This window comes from Acinetobacter sp. 'aerobic (ED)', assembly GCF_904886855.1.
In the GTDB taxonomy this organism is placed as follows: Bacteria; Pseudomonadota; Gammaproteobacteria; order Pseudomonadales; family Moraxellaceae; genus Acinetobacter; species Acinetobacter courvalinii.
Window position 1 is genome coordinate 143,026 of record NZ_CAJHGI010000003.1, and the last position, 23,076, is coordinate 166,101.

Annotated in this window: 21 protein-coding genes and 1 riboswitch; of the genes, 17 read left to right on the top strand and 4 right to left on the bottom strand. The window is 45.2% G+C overall.

Going from position 1 to position 23,076, the window contains the following annotated elements:
* Positions 1-29 precede the first annotated feature (29 nt).
* Positions 30-932: a UDP-3-O-acyl-N-acetylglucosamine deacetylase gene (gene lpxC, locus JO943_RS06800; RefSeq protein ID WP_005282399.1), complete on the top strand. Its 903-nt coding sequence runs from the start codon at positions 30-32 to the stop codon at positions 930-932.
* Positions 933-1,030: 98 nt separating this feature from the next.
* On the opposite strand, the gene JO943_RS06805 is transcribed toward lpxC, so the two are convergent.
* Positions 1,031-1,471 carry a DciA family protein gene (locus JO943_RS06805; RefSeq protein ID WP_005227903.1) on the bottom strand — a complete coding sequence of 147 codons (441 nt, stop codon included), beginning with the start codon at positions 1,469-1,471 and terminating at the stop codon, positions 1,031-1,033.
* Positions 1,472-1,576: 105 nt separating this feature from the next.
* Between JO943_RS06805 and JO943_RS06810 the strand changes: the two genes are divergently transcribed.
* The 11 genes from JO943_RS06810 to recJ all read left to right on the top strand — a co-directional run bounded on the left by JO943_RS06810 (position 1,577) and on the right by recJ (position 15,327).
* Positions 1,577-2,281: a M23 family metallopeptidase gene (locus JO943_RS06810; protein WP_005227901.1), complete on the top strand. Its 705-nt coding sequence runs from the start codon at positions 1,577-1,579 to the stop codon at positions 2,279-2,281.
* 205 nt (positions 2,282-2,486) lie between these two features.
* On the top strand, positions 2,487-5,204 hold the full coding sequence (aceE, locus tag JO943_RS06815) for a pyruvate dehydrogenase (acetyl-transferring), homodimeric type (protein WP_005227899.1): 2,718 nt from the start codon (positions 2,487-2,489) through the stop codon (positions 5,202-5,204).
* A gap of 2 nt (positions 5,205-5,206) precedes the next feature.
* Positions 5,207-7,174: a 2-oxo acid dehydrogenase subunit E2 gene (locus JO943_RS06820; protein WP_202740359.1), complete on the top strand. Its 1,968-nt coding sequence runs from the start codon at positions 5,207-5,209 to the stop codon at positions 7,172-7,174.
* 136 nt (positions 7,175-7,310) lie between these two features.
* Entirely contained in the window at positions 7,311-7,598 is a 288-nt protein-coding gene (locus JO943_RS06825; protein ID WP_202740360.1) for a hypothetical protein, read from the top strand.
* A 34-nt stretch (positions 7,599-7,632) separates the two neighbouring features.
* A riboswitch (yybP-ykoY riboswitch) is annotated at positions 7,633-7,773 on the top strand.
* A gap of 84 nt (positions 7,774-7,857) precedes the next feature.
* Complete coding sequence (locus tag JO943_RS06830; protein ID WP_005227893.1) at positions 7,858-8,433, top strand: TMEM165/GDT1 family protein; 576 nt, start codon at positions 7,858-7,860, stop codon at positions 8,431-8,433.
* A 156-nt stretch (positions 8,434-8,589) separates the two neighbouring features.
* A complete protein-coding gene (locus tag JO943_RS06835; RefSeq protein ID WP_150954191.1) occupies positions 8,590-9,396 on the top strand; it encodes an MBL fold metallo-hydrolase in 807 nt (268 codons plus the stop codon).
* 127 nt (positions 9,397-9,523) lie between these two features.
* Complete coding sequence (locus JO943_RS06840) at positions 9,524-9,889, top strand: YkgJ family cysteine cluster protein (protein WP_202740361.1); 366 nt, start codon at positions 9,524-9,526, stop codon at positions 9,887-9,889.
* 141 nt (positions 9,890-10,030) lie between these two features.
* A complete protein-coding gene (gene guaB / locus JO943_RS06845) occupies positions 10,031-11,497 on the top strand; it encodes an IMP dehydrogenase (protein WP_005227887.1) in 1,467 nt (488 codons plus the stop codon).
* 128 nt (positions 11,498-11,625) lie between these two features.
* Positions 11,626-12,963 (top strand): phosphoglucosamine mutase, encoded by a 1,338-nt coding sequence (glmM, locus tag JO943_RS06850; RefSeq protein ID WP_005282417.1) that lies wholly within the window; start codon positions 11,626-11,628, stop codon positions 12,961-12,963.
* Between the two features lie 12 nt (positions 12,964-12,975).
* On the top strand, positions 12,976-13,626 hold the full coding sequence (gene pdxH, locus JO943_RS06855) for a pyridoxamine 5'-phosphate oxidase (RefSeq protein WP_202740362.1): 651 nt from the start codon (positions 12,976-12,978) through the stop codon (positions 13,624-13,626).
* A complete protein-coding gene (gene recJ / locus JO943_RS06860) occupies positions 13,627-15,327 on the top strand; it encodes a single-stranded-DNA-specific exonuclease RecJ (protein WP_202740363.1) in 1,701 nt (566 codons plus the stop codon). It abuts the gene before it with no gap.
* Between the two features lie 43 nt (positions 15,328-15,370).
* On the opposite strand, the gene JO943_RS06865 is transcribed toward recJ, so the two are convergent.
* Positions 15,371-16,138 (bottom strand): putative porin, encoded by a 768-nt coding sequence (locus JO943_RS06865; protein ID WP_005227880.1) that lies wholly within the window; start codon positions 16,136-16,138, stop codon positions 15,371-15,373.
* Between the two features lie 418 nt (positions 16,139-16,556).
* Here JO943_RS06865 and prfB point away from each other — a divergent pair.
* The 5 genes from prfB to JO943_RS06890 all read left to right on the top strand — a co-directional run bounded on the left by prfB (position 16,557) and on the right by JO943_RS06890 (position 21,342).
* A protein-coding gene (gene prfB / locus JO943_RS06870; RefSeq protein ID WP_126687562.1) for a peptide chain release factor 2 occupies positions 16,557-17,652 on the top strand; the annotation gives its coding sequence in 2 pieces (ribosomal slippage) (positions 16,557-16,628 and positions 16,630-17,652; 1,095 coding nt in all).
* A gap of 161 nt (positions 17,653-17,813) precedes the next feature.
* Positions 17,814-18,116, top strand: a complete 303-nt coding sequence (locus tag JO943_RS06875) for an ArsR/SmtB family transcription factor (RefSeq protein ID WP_005403396.1) — start codon at positions 17,814-17,816, stop codon at positions 18,114-18,116.
* A 26-nt stretch (positions 18,117-18,142) separates the two neighbouring features.
* Positions 18,143-19,207 carry an alkene reductase gene (locus JO943_RS06880; RefSeq protein ID WP_202740364.1) on the top strand — a complete coding sequence of 355 codons (1,065 nt, stop codon included), beginning with the start codon at positions 18,143-18,145 and terminating at the stop codon, positions 19,205-19,207.
* A gap of 108 nt (positions 19,208-19,315) precedes the next feature.
* Positions 19,316-20,635, top strand: a complete 1,320-nt coding sequence (locus JO943_RS06885) for a 3-deoxy-D-manno-octulosonic acid transferase (protein ID WP_202740365.1) — start codon at positions 19,316-19,318, stop codon at positions 20,633-20,635.
* Complete coding sequence (locus tag JO943_RS06890) at positions 20,632-21,342, top strand: 16S rRNA (uracil(1498)-N(3))-methyltransferase (protein WP_202740366.1); 711 nt, start codon at positions 20,632-20,634, stop codon at positions 21,340-21,342. The genes JO943_RS06885 and JO943_RS06890 overlap by 4 nt, the downstream gene beginning before the upstream one ends.
* Here the strand turns inward: JO943_RS06890 and JO943_RS06895 are convergent.
* Both JO943_RS06895 and JO943_RS06900 read right to left on the bottom strand, forming a co-directional pair.
* On the bottom strand, positions 21,322-22,302 hold the full coding sequence (locus JO943_RS06895; RefSeq protein ID WP_202740367.1) for a mechanosensitive ion channel family protein: 981 nt from the start codon (positions 22,300-22,302) through the stop codon (positions 21,322-21,324). The two genes, JO943_RS06890 and JO943_RS06895, sit on opposite strands and share 21 nt — an antisense overlap.
* 126 nt (positions 22,303-22,428) lie before the next feature.
* On the bottom strand, positions 22,429-22,998 hold the full coding sequence (locus tag JO943_RS06900) for a DUF805 domain-containing protein (protein WP_202740368.1): 570 nt from the start codon (positions 22,996-22,998) through the stop codon (positions 22,429-22,431).
* Between the last annotated feature and the right edge of the window lie 78 nt (positions 22,999-23,076).

A 23,076-nucleotide genomic window follows, 5' to 3' on the forward strand; every position in this document is an offset into this window, starting at 1 on the left:
TCGGTTTTTGCAAATGAAGTTGGTATGGCATGTTGAAACAACGTACTCTCAAGCGTGTGGTGAAAGCGAGCGGGATTGGTTTGCACAGTGGTCAAAAGGTGCTGATCAATTTTGTTCCACACCATATTGACGGAGGTATTGTCTTTCGCCGTATCGACTTAAATCCCCCTGTGGATATTCCGGCCAATGCCTTGCTGATTCAAGAAGCATTTATGTGTTCGAATCTGGTGCGTGAGGACATCAAAGTGGGCACCATTGAGCATGTCATGAGTGCGATTGCCGGATTGGGAATCGATAACCTGATTGTTGAAGTGTCTGCTTCTGAAGTGCCGATCATGGATGGCAGTGCAGGACCTTTTATCTATCTGCTCATGCAAGGTGAGCTGGCAGAGCAAGATGCACCAAAGAAGTTTATCCGCATTTTAAAGCCCGTCGAAGCTTTAATTGATGACAAAAAAGCGATTTTTACGCCTCATTCGGGCTTTCAGCTTAACTTTACCATTGATTTTGATCATCCCGCCTTTGCCAAAGAATACCAGTCAGCGACCATTGATTTTTCAACAGAAACCTTTGTTTATGAAGTGAGTGAAGCCCGAACTTTTGGTTTTATGAAGGATCTGGATTATCTCAAAGCCAATAATCTGGCCTTGGGTGCAAGCCTGGAAAATGCCATTGGTGTTGATGATACTGGTGTGGTCAATGAGGAAGGCTTGCGTTTCGCCGATGAGTTTGTGCGACACAAGATTTTAGATGCAGTCGGTGACTTATATTTGCTTGGTCACCAGATTATTGCCAAGTTTGATGGTTATAAGTCGGGTCATGCGCTGAACAATCAGTTATTACGCAATGTTCAAAATGATCCAAGCAGCTATGAAATTGTAACATTTAATAACGAGAATGATTGTCCAATTCCTTATGTGAGTGTGACATAAGTCATTGTCTTTTATTGGCTATGTTATATTATAACAAATGAATCTGAGGATTTTGTCACAAAATATAATGACGTATTTCGATACTGAATGTATGAAGTTTACTTTTTATTGCTTGCCAAACGTAGTAGAGCTTGGCTAAGCTTAGGGTCGCTCACATATTCAGCGGCGCTACGCAATTGCTCTTGGGTCTCTGATGTAAGTGCTTTTGTTGGGGGAGAGGGTTCACGAGAGACAACTGTTTTGTTTCTTAAACGAACTTGGATTTTTCGTAATTCCTTGAGTCCTTCGAGCTGAGCTAACTGCGCAACATAGTTGCTTTGTAAATAGCTGAGTTGACTAATCATGGCCTGATTTTCACCAGTAATGATCAAAACACCATGTTGATAACAAACAACTTGCCATTGCTCTGGTTGGGGCAATAACGGTTGAATAATTTTCGTAAGTTGTTTCCATTGCGTAACTTGCGTTGTCAGAAACGTTAAGTTTCCAGTTTTTATGTGTTGTCCTTTCTGTTGGAAAACGTTGTTAGGCTCAGACATAGAACTTCCTCGGAGGTAATGTGTCCATCTTAAGCGTTTGGTTCAGCTGTTATCAAGGAAGAGATGATAAAGGAACGTTTGAAGGACGGTTTCAAGAGGTTTTTTATGCATCATACGCGTCGTATTTTACTCGCATTTTCATTGGCTGCTTCAGCTGCTTCGGTTGCTTTTGCAGACTACCAGAATATTGGTCAGTCAACAGGTGATGACCGTCTAGAGCAATTATCAAAGACTCTCGCTCAAGGTTCTTATACTCATTCTGCAGATATGGATCTGCCTGCTATTTCGAATGTGTCAGTTAAATTACGTGAAAAAACCATTGAATTGAACAATGCAACGATCGAAAAGAAATACGGTCGTTCCGCAGTTTCATCTCAAGACAATGCGTCTTCTTCGTTCTCTGCAAATACCGGTTATTCTTGGTTGGTCAGCCATCCATTACAGGAAGGTCGCGTGAGTTCTTCTTGGGGAACACGTACTTTACTCGGTTCAACCCGCCATCATTCAGGGGTTGATCTGGCTGCACCTTCAGGCACACCGATTTATTCAACAGGCCCTGGTGTTGTGACCAAATCAGGCTGGGGCACGGGTTATGGACAATATGTTGAAATTGATCATGGCAATGGTTATATCACTCGCTATGCCCATGCATCACGTTTAATCGTAAACGCAGGCGATCGTGTTAGCGCAGGTGAGCATATTGCCAATGTTGGCTGTACTGGTCGTTGTACTGGCCCGCATTTACATTTTGAAGTGGTGAAAGATGGACAGCGTAAAAATCCTTCAACTTACCTCGCAATGTTGCCTTAATGTAATTTGTTAACAGTTGTATATAAATGTTAAGAAAAAATCGCCTTTATTGGCGATTTTTTATGTGTTTTGTTTCAGTTCGGTCAATGACTATTTTGCCAGAAAATAATATAGCGTTTCCCATTCAGCTAGGGCCATACCCCTTATAAAGCAAAACATGATAAAAATAGGGTCGACAAATAACTTAAGGGAAAAGGTGAATTGTATGGCGTTTTATGGCGACTCTGACGCGCAAGAAACCCAAGAATGGCAAGAAGCATTTGATTCTGTATTACAACACATGGGCACGGAACGAGCTGCTTTCTTACTAGAAAAACTCTATCAACGGGCAATTGCGAAACATGTGCCAATCCAGCGCTTAAATACACCTTACCTCAACACCATTTCAGTTGATGAACAACCTGCAATGCCAGGTGATCAGGATATGGAACGCCGTATCCGCGCTTTGATCCGCTGGAATGCTTTGGCAATGGTATTACGTGCGAACAAGACTGGGGATGATCTGGGTGGTCACCTTGCCAGTTTCGCATCGTCTGCAACCTTGTATGATGTTGGTTTCAACCATTTCTTCCGTGCTGCCTCGAACAACTTTGGCGGCGACATGATTTATTACCAAGGTCACTGTGCCCCGGGTATCTATGCGCGTTCTTTCCTTGAAGGGCGTTTAAATGAAGAGCAGCTCAGTAATTTCCGCCGTGAAGTGGGCGGTAACGGTTTACCTAGTTATCCACATCCCTATTTAATGCCGGACTACTGGCAGTTCCCGACCGTATCAATGGGTCTTGGTCCGATCATGTCGATCTATCAGGCACATATTCAGAAATATCTGATGAATCGTGGCCTGATCAAAGAAGAAGACCGTAAAGTCTGGGCTTATCTGGGCGATGGTGAGATGGATGAGCCAGAGAGTACGGGTGCAATTTCACTGGCAGGTCGTGAAAAGCTTGATAACCTGATTTGGGTGGTGAACTGTAATTTACAGCGTCTGGATGGTCCGGTACGTGGTAACGGTAAAATCATTCAAGAATTAGAATCGTTATTCCGTGGTGCGGGCTGGCGTGTGATTAAAGTGGTTTGGGGCCGTCATTGGGATCCGCTCCTTGCCAAAGACAAGTCTGGTGCTTTAAAAGCAGTGATGGATGAAACCGTTGATGGCGAATACCAACGCTATCAAGTCAAAGGCGGTGCATATACACGTGAGAAATTCTTTGGCAAGTACCCAGAAGCTGCGGAACTGGTCAAAGATTTAAGCGATGAAGACATCGACAATCTTAACCGTGGTGGTCATGACCCGTACAAAGTTTTTGCTGCCTATGCCGAAGCAATGAAAGCCAAAGGTCAACCAACCGTTATTCTTGCGAAAACGGTTAAAGGCTATGGTTTGTCTGAAGAAATTGAAGCGGTGAACAAAACTCACCAAATCAAGAAAATGCAGATCGACTCTTTGAAATATGTACGTGACCGTTTCAACCTGCCATTTACAGATGATAAGTTAGAAGAGCTGCCATTCTATCGCCCAAGTGAAAACTCTCCAGAAATGAAGTACATGAAGGCGCGTCGTGAGGCATTAGGCGGTTACCTACCTGCACGTCGTAAAGAGAGTGAAACTTTAGCGATTCCTGAATTATCAGTATTTGATGCGGTATTAAATGGTTCTGGTGGTAAAGAGCAATCGACCACGATGCTGATGGTACGTTTAATTGCCGCTTTACTGAAAGAAAAAGCGATTAAAGACCGCGTCGTGCCAATCGTTCCAGACGAAGCACGTACATTTGGTTTAGAAGGGATGTTCCGTCAGCTCGGTATTTATGCCGCTCACGGTCAAAAATATACCCCAGAAGACCAAGAACAGTTAATGCATTACCGTGAAGCAAGTGACGGTCACATGCTGCAAGAAGGGATTAACGAAGCGGGTGCGATGAGCGCTTGGGCTGCGTTGGCAACCAGTTATTCAACCAATAACTTGCCAATGATTCCAATGTACATGTACTACTCAATGTTTGGTTTCCAGCGTATTGGCGACATTGCATGGGCTGCGGGCGATGCACAGGCACAAGGTTTCTTGTTGGGCGCGACTGCTGGTCGTACCACATTAAACGGTGAAGGTTTACAGCACCAAGATGGTCATTCACATATCTTGGCAAACACGATTCCAAACTGCGTATCTTATGATCCATGTTTTGGTTATGAACTGGCTGTGATCGTACATGACGGTTTACAACGTATGTATGTCAACCAAGAGCGTGTGTTCTATTACTTAACCGTAATGAATGAAAACTACGAGCATCCTGCAATGCCAGAAGGCGCTGAGGAAGGCATTAAACGTGGTATGTACCTGTTCGAAAAAGATGACAAAGCTACGGTTCAATTAATGGGCTCAGGTGTCATTCTACGTGAAGTGATTAAAGCTGCGAAAATCTTACGTGATGAATACCAGATTCATTCAAACGTTTGGAGTGTCACCAGCTTCAATGAGTTGTCACGTGACGGTATGGCATGTGAAGAATACAACCGTTTACACCCATTGACTGAAGAAGTGAAAGAGTCTTGGGTATCTAAACAGTTACGTGGTACCGAAGGTATCGTTGTGTCTGCAACAGATCATATGCGTGCGTATAGCGAACAAATCCGTGCCTATCTTCCAGATGGTCGCCCATTTGTTGCATTAGGTACAGATGGTTACGGTCGTTCAGATACACGTGCAAACTTACGTAGTTTCTTTGGTGTTGACGCTGCGCATATCGTTGTTGCGACATTGAAAAAACTTGCTGACGAAGGCGAAGTTGATGCGCGTTTGGTGAAAGATGCCATTTCTAACTTTGAGTTAGATACCGACCGCCCAGTTGCATGGGCGCCACAAGCGCATCCGGAAGTTCAGGCTGTGGCTGAATACAATGAAACACAAACAGGTGAGGGGAAATAATCATGCAAATCCAAGCACCTGATATTGGCGTAGATAAAGCGCTCGTTGCAGAAATCTTGGTCAAAGTAGGCGACCATGTTGCAGTTGACGATAGCCTGCTGGTGTTAGAGTCAGATAAGGCAACGGTAGAAGTACCAAGCACTGCGGCAGGAATCGTGAAAAGTATTCTGGTTCAACAGGGTGATGAAGTCACTGAAGGCGTTGCATTGATCGAACTAGAGTCGGAGTCTGCTGCGGAAGCACCTGCGAACGAAGCACCGAAAGCGGAAGCGCCAAAAGCAGAAGCAAAACCTGTCGAAGCTGAAACAAAAGCACAACCCGCCGCTGCTCCAACAGCGACAGCAAGCCAGGTTGTGGATGTCAAAGTTCCAGATATTGGTGTAGAAAAAGCCTTGGTAGCAGAAGTGCTGGTCAAGGTCGGTGACCAGATTGAACCAGAACAAAGTATTGTTGTAGTTGAATCGGACAAGGCGACGGTAGAAGTACCAAGCTCGGTTGCGGGGATTGTAGAAGCGATCCAGATCAAAGAAGGCGACAGCATCAAAGAAGGTGTAGTCTTAATTCAGGTGAAGACAGCTGCTCATGCAGCATCGGAACCGGAACCGCAAGCTGCCCCAGCTCAAGCAGAAGCGCCAGTCACAACGACTGAAGCACCCGCTGCAAGCAATACCTCAACAGGTAATATTGAAATTGAAGTGCCTGATCTGGGTGTAGAAAAAGCACTGGTTTCAGAAATTCTGGTCAATGTTGGCGATCGCGTTGAAGCTCAACAAAGCCTATGTGTGGTTGAATCGGATAAGGCATCGGTTGAAGTGCCAAGCTCGGTTGCAGGGATTGTGAAAGCAATTCATGTCTCTGCCAATCAAGAAGTGCGTCAAGGCGTGGCTTTGGCAACAATTGAGGTGAGCGGTCAGGCTGCTGCTCCAGCAGAAGCGAAAGCTCAACCTGCCGCAGCACCTGCGACTCCAGCAGCACCAGCAAAACCACAGGCAGCAGCGACCGCAGCACCGAGTGCGCCAGCGCAAGCAGAAAAGCTGACCAAAGAACAAGAAGCTGAAAATGCGAAGGTTTATGCAGGTCCTGCGGTGCGTAAACTGGCACGTGAATTAGGCGTGATTCTGGGTCAGGTGAAGGCTTCAGGTGAACATGGCCGTGTGATGAAGGACGATGTTTTTGCTTATGTAAAAGCGCGTCTCACTACAGCTCAGGCAGCGCCTGCTGCGCAAGCAGCGCCAGTAGCGTCGGGCTTGCCGAAGTTGCCAGACTTTAGTGCCTTTGGTGGCGGTGAAGTGAAAGCCATGACGCGTTTACAGCAAGTGTCTGTACCGCAATTGTCATTGAATAACTTTATCCCGCAAGTCACACAGTTTGATTTGGCCGATATCACCGAGCTTGAAGCGTGGCGTGGCGAACTGAAGGACGGCTTTAAAAAGCAGGGTCTGAGCTTAACCATTTTGGCCTTTATTGCCAAAGCAGTCGCACACTTGCTGAAAGAAGAACCTTATTTCGCAGGCCATCTGGCGGATGACCAGAAGTCGGTATTGTTACGTAACGAAATCCATATGGGTATTGCGGTTGCGACCCCAGATGGCTTGACTGTTCCAGTACTGCGTAATCCTGACCAGAAATCAATTAAGCAAATCGCGACTGAACTGGCTGAACTGAGCCAGAAAGCACGTGACCGCAAATTGTCGCCGAAAGATTTACAAGGTGCCAACTTTACCATTACCAGCTTAGGCAGTATTGGTGGAACCGCATTTACGCCGTTGGTGAACTGGCCACAAGTTGCGATTTTAGGTATTTCACCTGCAACCATGCAACCGGTATGGAATGGCAAAGACTTTGATCCGCGTTTGATGTTGCCATTGTCATTGTCTTATGACCATCGTGTCATTAACGGTGCGGATGCAGCACGCTTTACCAATAAGCTGACCAAGTTACTCAAAGACATTCGTAGCTTATTGCTGTAATCGTTTTTGAATCTAGAAGACCTCGCATCAGCGGGGTTTTCTATTTTTAGGGTGACAAAAATATGGCTTTATTTGAGAATACTTTTGCCTAAAATAAATCCGTATTGATAACGATTTTTTGGATCAGGGAGCAAGGATGTTAGTGATTTATCGGGTGATGCTACCCTTATTACTCATCGTTTTTGTATTAATGGGCTTATGGGTAAGTTTCTTGCATTTCCCTTGGGATTGGGTCATGTACGCCGTTATGGGGCTGGAGGTACTGGTCGGGACTGTAGTGATGGCCATGGAATATCAGGCGCAGCATGTCGGTGGGGTAAGTGCTGGGGGCAGTTTTGGTTTTCTCGGTCTCAGTGCCTATCTGGCGTTTATGCTGGGGTTGATCCGTCTCTTGGTCTGGAGTTACCAAAAATTTTGGGCTTAAGCATTCAAAAGCATTTTATTGTTTGCTAGAATGGCCTTACTTCATTGGGGAGTAGCCGCTCTTTACGCAAAGTAAAGAGGTGATGATCAACATAATTGTTCAACCGAACATGGTCATCATAGCAAAGAACCAAGAACAGCTTTTCAGCTGTGCTTTTGTTGGCAAGACCTTTGATTTACCACTCTGCATCAATCTATTTGATTTTGGCTAGCAGGAGGGGTAGGTCATCGGTATATTTTGCTAGCCAGAGCATTCAACCATGTATGAATTCCTCATCTCCACATCAATTGTTGCCCTTGCTGAAATGGGCGATAAAACCCAATTGCTGGCATTATTACTGGCAGCCCGTTTCCGTAAACCTGTTCCGATCTTGATTGCCATCCTGCTTGCGACCACTATTAATCATGGTATTTCTGCTGTCTTAGGGCAATGGATTACCACCGTACTCAGTCCTGAAATCCTGTTGTGGATTCTCGCCCTAGGCTTTATAGGCATGGCGATCTGGATGCTGATTCCGGATGAATTGGGTGATGAAAGCGAAAGTATCAATAAATGGCAGAAATTTGGGGTTTTTGGTGCCACCTTCATCTTATTCTTCTTGGCTGAAATTGGCGATAAAACCCAGATTGCAACCGTGGCTTTGGCGGCACGTTTTGACAGTGTGTTCTGGGTTATGTGTGGAACCACATTCGGCATGATGCTTGCCAATGCACCCGCCGTGTTTATTGGCGATAAGCTGGCAGATAAATTACCGATTTCCTTGATCCATAAAATTGGTGCTGCAATTTTCCTAGTGGTGGGTGTCTCAACCTTAGTGCAGCATTATTTCTTCTAATTGAGCTAGAACCTGAAAAAACCCGTCTAGTCGTGACGGGTTTTTTTATAAATAATGATAAAAATCTAAACTCTGATTGAAACATGCATTAAATCCCATTATTTTATTATGGAATTAAAAAATATTTAATATTTAAAGAATTTTTCCGGGGTAGTTATGAGTTTCGAGCGCACAACGTCACAAATATTATTTGATAATGGCACACATAAATGCATCAGTTTTACCAGTCTGGTCAAAGGGGAAGGTATTCAGGCCAATCAGTTTTTAATTATTGATCATGATCGGGCCGCGGTTTTAGATCCGGGTGGTGACCTGACCTATGTTCCTTTAACCATGGAACTGAACCGTTATACCAAACTAAAAAATCTGGACTATGTGATGGCCTCCCATCAAGATCCTGACATTATTACCTCGATGCCGCGCTGGCTGGTGTATACCGATGCCAAAGTAGTGGCTTCCAAGTTATGGGCACGCTTTTTACCGCATCTGAATTCGGCCTTTATGAGTGACCGTATGAAAGGCAATTGGGAGGAGCGCCTGATCGAGCTATCAGATACAGGGCAAGTCATTCCTCTCGGTGAAGCTTCGATTGTGGCTGTGCCTGCGCATTTCCTGCACTCGGTTGGAAATTTCCAGTTCTATGATCCGACTGCAAAAATTTTATTTTCAGGCGATATGGGGGCTTCCATTGTCGAAGATGCCAGTCTGCCGATTACTGACTTTGATGCCCACATCAAAAAAATGAAAGGTTTTCACCAGCGTTATATGTGTTCCAATAAAGTCATCCGTCTCTGGGTCAATATGGTTCGGCAGATGGATCTTGAAATGATTGTGCCTCAGCATGGGACCGCTTTTGTTGGTAAAGCGATGATCAATCAGTTCCTGGACTGGATCGAAACGCTGGAATGTGGTGTAGATCTGATGAATGAATATGTGTTCAGTTTGCCGGCTGAAATGAGCTAAATGTCCGAGGTTGCAAAATGACTGGAAAATACATCAATCATTGATCAGACACTCTTGTCGGCAGGCATAAATTTTCTTAGGATTTATCGGATCAAGGATTGAATCTGATAACGAGAATTTTAACAAAATGTTGTCTCAAATTGCGACTCCCGATGCCTGTGTCAGTTGTGGTGCCTGCTGTGCAAATTACCGTGTTTCTTTCTATTGGGCTGAGGCAGAACTGATCCCTGAACACATGGTTGAGCCGTTGACTGCGGTCTACTCATGCATGAAAGGGACCAATCAGGCACAAGTCAAATGTGTGGCCTTGCAAGGTGAAGTGGGGCAGCAAGTTAGCTGTTCCATCTATCCAGTTCGGAGCTCAAGTTGCAAGGAAGTACAGATTAGCGATTCGCATTGTAACAAGGCACGGCTGGCGCATAACCTGATCCCGCTGGTTGCGATTGACCAGCAGCCCTCTGAAAATAATGACAATTATGATCAGGTTTGCTAACGGAATGTATTTGATTCGAAGGGTAAAACTCTCTAGCTGAAAGCTTTTTAAACAACGATTGAAATTATTTTCATCATAGAAAATGAAAATCACATCGAAATTTGTTTATAATAGCTCACGGAAATTACCAGTGAGATTGTTATGCTGACCATCGTTCAAGAAGCGTTAACCTTCGATGATGTCTTATTACTTCCTGCCTACTCAACTGTTCTCCCAAAAGATGTCTCCTTAAAGACACGTTTAACTCGCGGAATTCAACTTAATATCCCTCTCGTTTCTGCTGCAATGGATACCGTGACTGAATCACGTATGGCGATTGCAATGGCGCAAAACGGTGGTATAGGTATTTTGCACAAAAACATGGATATCGCAGCACAAGCTGCTGAAGTCCGTCGTGTGAAAAAATTTGAAGCAGGTATGGTGAAAGATCCAATCACTGTATCACCTGAGACAACAGTGCGTGAACTGATTGCGATTACCCAGGCCAATAATATTAGCGGCGTGCCTGTTGTGAAAGACGGCAAAGTGGTGGGTATTGTCACCGGACGTGATACACGTTTTGAAACCAATCTTGAACAGCCTGTAAGCAACATCATGACCGGTCAAGACCGTTTGGTGACTGTTCGTGAAGGTGAATCAAAAGAAAATATCCAAGCTTTGCTTCAAAAGCATCGTATTGAAAAAGTGTTGGTGATTGGTGAGAACCATGAGCTGAAAGGTCTAATTACGGTGACCGATTTCCGTAAAGCCGAAAGCTATCCAAACAGCTGTAAAGATGATTTAGGCCGTTTACGTGTCGGCGCTGCAGTCGGTACCGGTGCTGAAACTCCAAGCCGTGTAGAGGCTTTAGTTGAGGCGGGTGTCGATGCAATTGTGGTTGATACGGCGCATGGTCATTCTGCTGGTGTGATTGAACGCGTACGTTGGGTAAAAGCCAACTACCCACAAGTTCAAGTGATTGGTGGCAACATTGCAACGGGTGATGCAGCGTTGGCCTTGCTTGATGCTGGTGCAGATGCGGTCAAAGTCGGTATTGGTCCAGGTTCAATCTGTACTACACGTATCGTTGCTGGTATTGGTATGCCACAGATTTCGGCGATTGACAGCGTTGCCAATGCACTGAAAGATCAGATTCCTTTGATTGCAGATGGCGGTATCCGTTTCTCTGGCGATATGGCGAAAGCAATCGGCGCAGGTGCAAGTACGATTATGGTCGGTTCACTCCTTGCTGGTACTGAAGAAGCACCTGGTGAGGTTGAGTTCTTCCAGGGTCGTTACTACAAAGCTTACCGTGGTATGGGTTCATTAGGCGCGATGGCAGGTGTATCCGGTTCTGCGGACCGTTACTTCCAGGACGCTAAAGCAGGTGCTGAGAAGTTAGTGCCAGAAGGCATTGAAGGCCGCGTGCCATATAAAGGCCCAATGGGCAACATCGTTCATCAAATGATGGGTGGCTTACGTTCATCTATGGGCTATACCGGTTCATCTGTGATTGAAGATCTTCGTCAAAATGCGAAATTTGTGAAAATTACTTCAGCAGGTATGTCTGAATCACATGTGCATGATGTAACCATTACCAAGGAAGCACCAAACTACCGAGTTGGTTGATTTTTGGTAATTTTGCCGATCGAAAAACCGTCAGTGTACTGACGGTTTTTTTTGTTTTGGTGTAAAGTGAACAGGATGAAGAAGGATATGGTTACAGGCCATATAAAAGATAAGAAAGTGAGTAAAACATGAGCTATTTTGGTACTGATGGAATTCGAGGCAAGTTTGGACAAATGCCAATTACCCCAGAGTTCGCATTAAAACTAGGTTTTGCCGCAGGAACAGTATTAAAAAGAAATAATCCTAAAAGTAAGCCGATTGTGGTATTAGGAAAAGATACCCGTTTATCTGGCTATATTCTGGAAGCGGCTCTACAAGCTGGCTTGAATGCCGCAGGTGTTTATGTGCATCTGTTAGGTCCTTTGCCAACACCAGCGATTGCGCATTTAACCCGTGCACTACATGCGCATGCGGGTATCGTCATTTCAGCATCGCATAATCCATATTTCGATAACGGGATTAAATTTTTCTCCAGTGAAGGCAAGAAATTACCTGATGCCATTCAGGATCAGATTAACCAGGAATTAGAAAAAGAGCTGGTCATCGAGGACACGGCAAATCTCGGTAAAAGCGTACGTGTCAAAGATGCCAATGGTCGCTATATCGAATTTTGTAAATCGACCTTCCCCTACCATTTCGACCTGCGTAATTTGAAAATCGTGGTGGATTGTGCCAATGGCGCTGCTTATAGCGTTGGGCCATCGGTATTCCGTGAATTAGGCGCGAAAGTTATTCCACTGTTTAATGAGCCAGATGGTTTAAACATCAATGAAAACTGCGGTTCAACTCATCCTGAGCAATTGCAAAAAGCAGTAGTAGCGCATCAGGCGGATCTGGGGATTGCGTTTGATGGTGATGCAGACCGTGTGGTCATGGTGGATAAAAATGGTCAACTGGTTGATGGTGACCACATCCTGTATATCCTTGCGACACAGGCAAACCATAAGCCAGCAGGCGTAGTGGGTACTGTGATGAGCAATATGGCACTGGAACTGGCCTTACAACAGGCCGAGGTTGGCTTTGTCCGTGCCAAAGTGGGTGACCGCTATGTATTACAGGCCTTGGAAGAAAATAACTGGGTCACAGGTGGTGAACCTTCAGGGCATATCCTGACGCTGGATAAGAGTACCACTGGTGATGCGATCATTGCAGCACTTCAGGTGTTAACCGTGATGGTGGAGCAGGGTAAGGCTTTACATGAACTGGTTGCAGGCTTTGAACTGTTCCCGCAAGTCTTGGTCAATGTGCGTCTACAGGACATGATTGACCCTTATTCGATTCCTGCACTGGTTGCAGAGTTTGAAAAAGCAGAGCAGCAACTCAAAGGCCGTGGTCGACTCTTGATTCGTAAGTCAGGTACTGAACCTGTTATTCGTGTCATGGTGGAAGGCGATCAACAGCAAGAAGTTGAAGCATTGGCGAACCATTTGGCTGATGCGGTCCGTGCTCACGCCCAGGCAGCTTAAGAGAGTTCCCGCATGAATGATGTGATTAAAGACCTGAGTGAATTGCGTTTAAGCTATGAACAAGGTGAATTACATGAAACCCAAGTGAGCGATCAGCCTCACTTGCAGTTTTTAAACTGGTTTAATCATGCCCTTGCCGCGAATTTGCATGAACCTTATGCCATGTCTTTAGCCACCGCAAATGCACAAGGCCGTCCACATGTACGTACGGTTTTGTTACGTGGTGCCACAGAAGCGGGTTATGACTTCTATACCAATTATGACAGTCAGAAAGGATTGGACCTTGCGGAAAACCCTTATGCTGAATTGTTATTCTATTGGCCGAGTCTGGAGCGTCAAGTCCGTATTGGTGGCAAGGTGGCCAAGATTTCTGAACAGGAATCGACCGACTATTACCATAAACGTCCACGTGATAGTCAGATTGCAGCGCATATCAGTACACCACAGAGTGGCGTGATTGAGAGTCGTGAAGTACTGCAACAACGCTTTCAAGCATTACAGGACCAAGCTCAGGCTGAGCTGGACAAACCTGAGTTCTGGGGCGGTTACCGCTTAGAAGCGGATTATTATGAGTTCTGGCAGGGGCGACCAAATCGCTTACATGATCGTTTAAGTTATGAAAAACAAGACGACCGCTGGGCCCTACAACGTTTGATGCCATAAATGACACAGATGCAAATTCAAAAAAGACCTTTAATTACACGCCCTGAACAGTTTCAGGGCGTGCCTGCTTTTATTGCTGAAATTCTGGCCAGACGGGGTGTGCAGTCAGAACAAGAGCTTGAACTGAAACTGAAACATTTACTGCCCCCAGCATTAAAAGGCCTGGAGACGGCAGTTGAGTTGATGGACCAAGCCATTGATCAACAAAAACAGATCGTGATTGTTGGGGATTATGATGCGGATGGTGCAACCAGCACTGCTTTGATGGTGCTGGTCTTGCAAGAAATGGGCGCCAAGGTCGAGTATCTGGTGCCTGACCGGTTTAAGTACGGCTACGGTCTGACCCCGGCAATTGCCGAATTGGCCCAGCACAGTTATCAGCCCGAGCTTCTGATTACCGTGGATAATGGTATTTCCAGTCATGCAGGGGTGGAAACCGCCCAAGCGCTAGGCATGCAGGTGATCATCACCGACCATCACCTCACCACTAAACCGACCCCAACTGCCGAAGCGGTGGTCAACCCGAACCAACTGGGCTGTGACTTTCCCAGTAAGGCTCTGGCTGGTGTCGGGGTTGCTTTCTATGTGCTGGCAAGATTGGCAAGTTCACGGACTCAGCAAGGGAAAAGTAGCGCTAAAGTGACGCAATATCTGGATCTGGTGGCTTTGGGCACCTATGCCGATGTGGCGACACTGGATTATAACAACCGGATCCTGATTGATGCGGGATTAAAGCGGATTCAGCAACAGCAGTGTCGTGCTGGCATTTTGGCCTTACTGGATATTGCCGGGCGTGATCCTGCCAGCTTGCGCGCACAAGATTTAGGTTTTGTTATTGGTCCCCGCATTAACGCAGCGGGACGGATGGAAAGCATGCGGATCGGTATTGAATGCCTGCTGGCCGCCGATATGTCAACGGCTTATCCGCTGGCGCAACAGTTGAACCAATTGAATATCGAACGCCGTCAGGTGGAAAATGAAATGAAGCAGCAGGCAATGCAAGCGCTGCAACATATTCAACTGGAAACGACCCATCTACCGGCTGCACTGGTGATGTTTGATGAACAATGGCATCAAGGGGTGATTGGCATTGTGGCAGGGCGCTTAAAGGAACAGTTCCATCGCCCCAGTCTGGTGTTTGCACCTGATGAGGATGGTGTACATATCAAGGGGTCAGCACGTTCGATCGAAGGTATTCATATTCGCGATACCATTGAGCAGGTGGCTGAGCAGTATCCGCATCTGGTCAGCCATTTTGGTGGTCATGCTGCGGCAGCCGGCTTAACCCTGAAAAAAGAACATTTTGAGGCATTTAAAAGTGTATTTACCCAGTCGATTGCCGAGATGGATGAGGATCTATTTCAAGCGACTTTGTGGACGGATGGTGAATTGACCGATGCCGATCTGCATTTGGGAACCCTGGACTGGATCGAACAACTGGGCCCGTGGGGACAAAAGTTTCCATTACCTCAATTCGAGGGACGCTTCAAAGTCATTGATTATCGCTGGTTGAAAGAACAGCATCTGAAATTGAAACTGGCGGTCGGGCCACATTCGGTCGATGCCATTGCCTTTAATGCCAAAGATCGTTTTGAATTTGATCCCATGCTGGGCCATGTCGATCTGGTCTATACACTGGAACGTAATGTCTTTAATGGCAATACCAGTCTGCAGCTGCAAATTGCCTATTTAAAACAATAAAAAAATCCGCTCATTTGAGCGGATTTTTTGTTCCTGGCGGAGATTAGAAACGATAAGCGGCACGAACACCGTAGTTTTTATCGTTATCGCCGAAACCAATACGGCCTTCAACACTCACTTGCTGATTTAAGAATTTCTTGGCATTAATACCCCATTCATCCTTATCAGTTAGGTCATTGTTATAGTAATCAGCACCTACGCTTAAAGTTTTATCAAGGTAATAGTCGCCTTTAACGCGGTATTCGTCAAGATCACCAAAAGCGCCATAAGCTTCAAGGTTGATATCGTTGCCGCCGACCTGTGTTACGTATTTCGCACGAACGGTAGGATCTGCGCCGTCTTTACCATTCTTCTCATCGTAACCTTTCACACCTAAAGCAAGTAATAAACCAGGCGCTGGTAAATAACCTACTTCAGCAGCATAGGTCGTTAATTTTTGGTCGTAATTGATTTTGTCAATTTCACGTTCCTGTCTTCCTACATCACCACTGAGGTAGAAATCAGAATTTGGAACGTAGTATTCAATACCTACACCATATTGTGTATCTTTAGTCCCACTGTTATCGCCATAATTCACATGGGCGTCAACATTACTGGCACGATTTAAGAAAGCTGCTTCTGCAAGCGGTGCATTACGGGTCTGAACTGGATTGAAATAATAAGTTCCATCGACACCAAATTTGCTTACGCTGTTGCCGTGATCCGGATCAAGATAATTATAAGAACCACCAACTTCAGCTTGATAAGCATGAGCAGTGCCTGTTACTGCCAAAGCAGATAATAGTGCTGATGCAATTGCTAATTTTTTCATGGTTATGCCCCTTTTGAGATAATGAACCAGATGAATGTTAATTACATGTTTTGTTACAACTACCAGTCTAATTGAAATAACAGGAGCGTCAATCGCAGGAACGTAAGCAGAGTGTACAAATGTAATGGACTTGTAAAATTGACACGACAAGATTTTGATATTTAAAAATAAATTTCAATTGTTTTGAATTATTAAAACTTAGTAGAGATTGTGTTTTTGGCTATTTTAAAGACTAATTTAAGTGAATTGTTAAGAAATTTTAATCAAAATTAAGGCCTAAAATATAGTTGATTTAGCAGTCCAGCTTACTTGAGAGATTATTTTCTTCAACATATTGAGCCAGAATAAGGGTGCTGTGTCGACCAAAACAGTTATGTTAAAATAGCGGATTAAGTGAGAAAATTGTGAGAAAACACGCGTGGAAATTAATCCGTATTTAGTCCAATTGAAAGATTTATCTGATCGTAGCCAAACACTACGGGGGTATCTTTGACTACGATCTAAAGGTTGAGCGTTTAGAAGAAGTTTTAAGAGAATTAGAAGACCCTGCGATCTGGAATGATCAAAGTCGTGCTCAGGCGATCGCGAAAGAAAAGGGCAGCCTAGAAAATACTATTGGTGTATTTGATCGTCTTGCAGAACAGCTCGATGATGCCAAAGCCATGCTGGATCTTGCTGTTGAAGCAGATGATGAAAGCCTGCTGGTCGATGTACAGACTGAATTAGACAGTGCTGAACAGGCTTTAGGTAATCTTGAATTCCGCCGTATGTTTAGCAATCCGATGGATCCAAATCCTTGCTTCCTTGAAATCCAGTCAGGTTCTGGCGGGACAGAGGCACAAGACTGGGCATCGATGTTATTGCGTATGTACTTGCGCTGGATCGAGCGTCACGGTTTTAAAGCGGAATTGATGGAAGTGTCGGATGGTGATGTGGCAGGGATTAAATCTGCGACCATTCGTGTCGATGGCGAGTTCGCTTATGGCTGGTTACGAACTGAAAGCGGTGTTCACCGTTTAGTGCGTAAATCACCATTTGATAGTAACAATAACCGTCATACTTCATTCTCGGCGGTGTTCATTTCACCTGAGATTGATGACAATATCGAAATCGATATTAATCCTTCTGATGTCCGTACTGATACTTACCGTGCATCGGGTGCAGGTGGTCAGCACATTAACAAAACTGACTCTGCGGTCCGTTTAACTCACGCACCAACCGGTATTGTGGTGGCATGTCAGAACCAGCGTTCACAACACGCCAACCGTGACCATGCTTGGAAACAGTTACGTGCCAAACTCTATGAATTAGAGATGAGCAAACGTAATGAAGCGGCACAGGCGCTGGAAGATTCGAAATCTGATATTGGCTGGGGCAGCCAGATTCGTTCTTATGTCCTGGATGATTCACGTATTAAAGACTTGCGTACCAGTGTGGAAACCTCTAATACCAAAGCAGTTTTAGATGGTGACCTAGATAAATTTATCGAAGCAAGTTTGAAGCAAGGTCTATAAGTTTTTATCAATTAAAACGGCAATCTCGTTCAGCATCGGCTGGTCAATCGAAAAAACATGATATTAATATCGAAAAAAATGGATATTAATATTTGAAAATTTCGATATACTGGATTTAGATGCTGAACAAAGCTTTGCCTGTTGAGAAGCGTGGTGAGTCTATGGATATTGATGTAATAAGCAAGGCCTTAGCCAATCCATTACGTCGACAGATTTTGCAATGGTTGAAAGAGCCTGAGCAATTTTTACCGGTACAGGAATGTGGTGGCAGTTTCGAACGGGGCGTATGTGCAGGGCACATCGAACGTTTAGGAAAAGTTGCACAGTCGACCATGTCGAATCATTTGTCTGTATTGCAACAGGCAGGTCTGATTAAGGTCGAAAAATATGGGCAATGGTCATATTTCACCCGTAATGAAGCTTTGATTCAGCAATATATCGAACATTTAAAACAAACACTTTAAATCAACAAGTGTAAGTTGAGGCGATCATGGCTGAACTAAATTCTGCGTTACAAGTAGGTGATTTTACCATTAAAAATCGTCTGGTTTTAGCACCTCTGACCAGAGCACGTAGTGGTGAACACCGTATTCCGAATGATTTAATGGTGGAATATTATCAACAACGTGCCAATGCGGGCCTAATTCTTACTGAAGCGACCGTCATCAGTCCGAAAGCAGCGGGTTATGCCAATACGCCTGGTCTGTGGTCACAAGAACAGGCTCAGGCATGGCATAAGATTGTTGATGCTGTGCACGCACAGGGTTCAAAAATTGTGGTTCAGCTCTGGCATGTTGGACGTATTTCACATCCGGACTTATTGGATGGCGATACGCCTGTCGCACCGAGTGCGATTCAGCCTGCAGGTGAAGTGAGCCTGCTTCGACCAAAACGTCCTTTTGTAACTCCACGTGCTTTATCGCATGAAGAAATTCAGGAAATTGTCGCGCAATATAAACATGCGGCTGAACTGGCAAAAGCCGCTGGTTTTGATGGGGTTGAATTGCATGCCGCCAATGGTTATCTGATCGATCAGTTTCTGCAAAGCACCACCAACCAACGTGATGATGAATACGGCGGTCCAATTGAAAATCGTGCGCGTTTATTATTGCAAGTGGTCGATGCCTTTATTGAGGTATGGGGCGCTGGTCGTGTCGGTGTCCATTTGGCACCACGCGGTGATTCGCATGACATGGGGGATGAAAATCCGTTGGCAACCTTTGGTTATGTGGTGGAGCAACTGGATCAGCGTAACATTGGATTTATTTTCACGCGTGAATATGAAGCAGAAGATAGCCTAATGCCAAAATTACGTCCTAAATTTAAAGGTGTATGGATTGCCAATGAAGGCCTAACTGCTGAATCTGCGAAACGTATTCTGGCAACTGGTCAGGCGGATGCGGTTTCATTTGGTAAACAGTATATTGCCAATCCAGATTTGCTAGATCGTTTGCAACATGATTTGCCTTTAAATCCACTTCAGCCCCAAACCCTGTATGGTGCCGGTGCGGAAGGCTATACCGATTATCCGGTATTTGAAAAGTTAGAAGCTTAAGCCGTATTAAATGCTACAAATGACTCATGTAATTTACCAAAATTGCATGAGTTTTTTATTTAAATTCCGCATAATGAGCGGGAATCAAATTGTCAATGATGGTCTCGGATGGCGCAGCAAAACGCAGTACAGCAAACCCCGTTCTGGTATAACTTTCTACTGACCTGTCTCAAACCGTTATATCGTTGGAAAATCAAACAGCGGGCGGAAAGTGATGCACTGTTTCAGCAGGAGTGTCTTGAACGTTTTGGTCCATTCCAGTCCGTCAAAAATACGGATGCAATCTGGTTTCATGCGGTATCCGTTGGGGAAACCAATGCCGCCCAGCCTTTAATTGAGCATTACTTAAAATTAGGCCACCCCGTTTTGGTCACCAATACCACCAAGACCGGGCAGGCACGGGCAAAATCACTGTTTCAAAAAGCACCCTATCTAGATTTATTTCAGGCAGTGTATCTGCCTGTGGATCAGAAGCCCTTACTCAAACAGTTTTTTCAGCGTTATCAACCGAAAATACTGGCTTTGGTTGAAACCGAAATCTGGCCGAACCTGATTGCCGAAGCCAAACGACAGCAGATTCCCTGTATTCTATTAAATGCCCGCCTTTCTGAAAAATCAGCCCAAGGTTACGCTAAAGTTCGCCGTTTAACCCGGCCCATGTTGCAACAGTTGACCTGGATGCTGGCACAAGATGAGGCTACGCAACAACGTTATGTCAGCTTGGGATTTGATCAAGCTGACAGTCAGGTAGTCGGCAATATTAAATTTGACATTACTGCGCCGGAACATTTTGTGGCGCAAGCACGGCAACTGAAACAGGATTGGCCATTGTCGGGACGTCAGATCATCACGCTGGCCAGTACTCATGCGCCTGAAGAACAAAGCCTGTTGCAACAGTTGCAACCGCATTTAAATTCAAATCCGGATTTACTCTGTATCGTGGTGCCACGACATCCGGAACGTTTTGATGAGGTATTTCAAGTTTGCCAGCGTCTAAATTTGAAAACGCAACGCCGTAGTCTGCAACAGCCGGTTCAGGCGGATACCCAAGTCTTTCTTGCTGACAGCATGGGCGAAATGTGGCTGTGGTATGGCTTGAGTCAAGCCTGTTTTGTTGGTGGTTCATTGAATGAGCCAGGTGGCGGACATAATATCTTAGAGCCAATGGTGCTGGATGTGCCGACCGTGATTGGACCACGATACTTTAATTTTCAAACGATTGTGGATGAGTTCGTGGCTGAACAAGCGATTCTGATCGGTGAGGATGCAGCGCAGGTGGTACAGCAGTTATTGAGTTGCCTGGAGAATTCTGCCCAAGTCTCGCAACGGCTTGAACGTGCACAACAGGTGTTGCAACGCAATCAGGGTTCCTTACAAAAACACATTCAGTTACTTGATCATTATTTAGCACAAGCCACTTTGCCATGAATATCGTTTTACTTGAACCTGAGCAGATTGCTGGTAGTGATGCATGGAAAATTGAGTCCCCCCGTCAATTACAGCATTTACGGCAGCATCTTGATTTAAAAATTGGCGACACCTTGAAAGTGGGCATCCGCCAAGGTACACGTTATCTTAGCGAAGTGTTGGAAATTTCAGAGCAGTGCATTCTGGTGAAACCTGTTCGGCTAGAAACCGTTCCGGAAAAACTGCCTGTGCATTTGATTCTCGCCTTGCCACGGCCCAAAGTGTTGCGTCGTATCATCATGGATGCAGTGACGATTGGCGTTGAACGAATCAGCCTGATTCATAGTTATCGGGTGGATAAAAGTTACTGGCAAACGCCATTTTTACAACAACTTGATGATTATGTGACGCTTGGTCTGGAACAGGCAGGCGATACCATTGCACCCGAGATCCAGCTTTATAAACGTTTTAAGCCCTTCGTTGAGGATGTCTTGCCGACCTTGATCAATACCGAGCGACCTGCTTATGTGGCGCATCCCTATGCAGACCAGCACATGCCTTATGCGATTCAGCAGGGCTGTAGCTTGATTGTGGGACCAGAGGGTGGATTTATTCCCTATGAGGTTGATCTACTCAAAAAAAACGGCTGCCAGGCTATGAGCATCGGCAACCGGATTTTGCGGACTGAAACAGCCGTATCGAATATTTTAGGTCGATTGTTTGTCTGAGGAATCAGCCTGTTCAGATTGATCGCCACGATAGACTTTGACTTCCTGTACCGGGTAGGGAATAGAGATCCCTTTCTCGTCAAATGCAGTGACTACCTGTTCCTGAATTTCACTGATTGAGGTGGAGGTCGAGGTTTCAGTGGTATTGACCCACCAGCGTACGGTCAGGTTAATCGAAAAATCTGCAAGCGCCGTGACATTGACAGAGAAACCGGGCTGGCTGAGTACATTCAGGTTGCGGTCCAGAATATCCAGAATGATGTGTTTGGCCTTTTGCATATCGTCTTCATAGCCAATGCCGACCACAAATTCACAACGACGGCGCTGGTAGGCATTATTGACTGTGACCGCGCTGGTATAGACGGTTGCATTCGGAATCACGATACGGCGGCCATCAGGCGAACGTAAAAAAGTCGCGCGAATCTGGATATCTTCGACATTACCTTCCAGACCATTGACCACAATATCATCGCCAATACGGAATGGTTCACTGATCAGAATCAGGATACCTGACAGCAAGTTCTGGAAAATATCCTTAAAGGCAAAACCAATCGCAACCGAACCAATCCCCAAGGCGCCAATCAGCTGGCTGGGGGTGAAGCCTGGAATGGCGATGACCAGTGCAATCAGGAAACCGAAGAAGATAATAAAGGTGCTGCCGACACGATTCAGGACCAGCACCAGATTCTGACGGGTATAGCTGCGATTTTCTAAAGTCTTGCGAATAAACAGTTTAAATAATTTGGTCAGAAGCCAGAAAATGACGAAAACCGTAATCGCGATCCCGATATAGGGCAAACGCTCCCAAAAGCTATCCATGATTTTATCAATCGTGGTATAGGCATCGTGATATTTTTCAGTATGAGCGAGTACGGTCTGGGTGGTTTTGGTCCCTGCCTGATGAATCAGCTCACCCGTATCTCTTGCCACTTCAGTCAATGTTGTTTGTTCATTCGCCACAGGAAAATCTCTATTTCGCAAAGGATGGAGTCAATGAGGGAAGCAATCATAATGAATTTATTGCGAATACGCATGCATAATTCATAGACCTGTTCCCTCTGATTATCCCCGACCTTCTGTTATGTTCTAGAAATAATCGGTTGTATTTTGAATCATTTGTGTTGGAGCTTCCCACAGGTCAGGGCTGGCAAAATAATAAGCAAAAGTGAACAGACCAAACATCATCAATACTGTGACCAGAATCATGAGCCAGGCCAGCAGTTTTTCCCAGCCACGTGAAGGACGTACCTCGCCATAGTCATTGCGATGTGGCGTGCCCGGTGCCAGTAACACATATAAGGTAAAAAAGAACTGCAGCAGAGGTACCAGCATCAGCAGGCTGAGCCAGCCTGTTTTATTCAGGTCATGTAAACGACGGATCAAGAATACAATTTGGAAATACATTGCCACCAACCACAGTGCGATCAGGGCAAAGACCGAAAAGCCTGAAAAGGCCGACATTATCGCAGCATCAATATTGACCTGATTCATGCTAAAAAGCCCGGTAAATGCAAACAGGCTAAGAAAAGCAGCCATGCACAGCAGACTGAGTAATCCGTACCAGCCAATATAGCTCAGGCGATTAAAACGGCCGTTTGGCGACAGCGGATGGTCGTTTAGTGGTGGGGATGAGGTCGGTGTTTCGGGGTTGAACATAAGTGGGTCCTGTTTTTTTGTTTATTAAATCTTTTAAGCTTGCTGCAATGATCAAAATAATCACTTATTTTAAAAAGA

Bases quoted from the DNA above. Each gene is read 5' to 3' on its own strand.
- lpxC (WP_005282399.1), top strand. From the start codon at position 30: ATGTTGAAACAACGTACTCTCAAGCGTGTGGTGAAAGCGAGCGGGATT.
- JO943_RS06805 (WP_005227903.1), bottom strand. From the start codon at position 1,471: ATGTCTGAGCCTAACAACGTTTTCCAACAGAAAGGACAACACATAAAA.
- JO943_RS06810 (WP_005227901.1), top strand. From the start codon at position 1,577: ATGCATCATACGCGTCGTATTTTACTCGCATTTTCATTGGCTGCTTCA.
- aceE (WP_005227899.1), top strand. From the start codon at position 2,487: ATGGCGTTTTATGGCGACTCTGACGCGCAAGAAACCCAAGAATGGCAA.
- JO943_RS06820 (WP_202740359.1), top strand. From the start codon at position 5,207: ATGCAAATCCAAGCACCTGATATTGGCGTAGATAAAGCGCTCGTTGCA.
- JO943_RS06825 (WP_202740360.1), top strand. From the start codon at position 7,311: ATGTTAGTGATTTATCGGGTGATGCTACCCTTATTACTCATCGTTTTT.
- JO943_RS06830 (WP_005227893.1), top strand. From the start codon at position 7,858: ATGTATGAATTCCTCATCTCCACATCAATTGTTGCCCTTGCTGAAATG.
- JO943_RS06835 (WP_150954191.1), top strand. From the start codon at position 8,590: ATGAGTTTCGAGCGCACAACGTCACAAATATTATTTGATAATGGCACA.
- JO943_RS06840 (WP_202740361.1), top strand. From the start codon at position 9,524: ATGTTGTCTCAAATTGCGACTCCCGATGCCTGTGTCAGTTGTGGTGCC.
- guaB (WP_005227887.1), top strand. From the start codon at position 10,031: ATGCTGACCATCGTTCAAGAAGCGTTAACCTTCGATGATGTCTTATTA.
- glmM (WP_005282417.1), top strand. From the start codon at position 11,626: ATGAGCTATTTTGGTACTGATGGAATTCGAGGCAAGTTTGGACAAATG.
- pdxH (WP_202740362.1), top strand. From the start codon at position 12,976: ATGAATGATGTGATTAAAGACCTGAGTGAATTGCGTTTAAGCTATGAA.
- recJ (WP_202740363.1), top strand. From the start codon at position 13,627: ATGACACAGATGCAAATTCAAAAAAGACCTTTAATTACACGCCCTGAA.
- JO943_RS06865 (WP_005227880.1), bottom strand. From the start codon at position 16,138: ATGAAAAAATTAGCAATTGCATCAGCACTATTATCTGCTTTGGCAGTA.
- JO943_RS06875 (WP_005403396.1), top strand. From the start codon at position 17,814: ATGGATATTGATGTAATAAGCAAGGCCTTAGCCAATCCATTACGTCGA.
- JO943_RS06880 (WP_202740364.1), top strand. From the start codon at position 18,143: ATGGCTGAACTAAATTCTGCGTTACAAGTAGGTGATTTTACCATTAAA.
- JO943_RS06885 (WP_202740365.1), top strand. From the start codon at position 19,316: ATGGCGCAGCAAAACGCAGTACAGCAAACCCCGTTCTGGTATAACTTT.
- JO943_RS06890 (WP_202740366.1), top strand. From the start codon at position 20,632: ATGAATATCGTTTTACTTGAACCTGAGCAGATTGCTGGTAGTGATGCA.
- JO943_RS06900 (WP_202740368.1), bottom strand. From the start codon at position 22,998: ATGTTCAACCCCGAAACACCGACCTCATCCCCACCACTAAACGACCAT.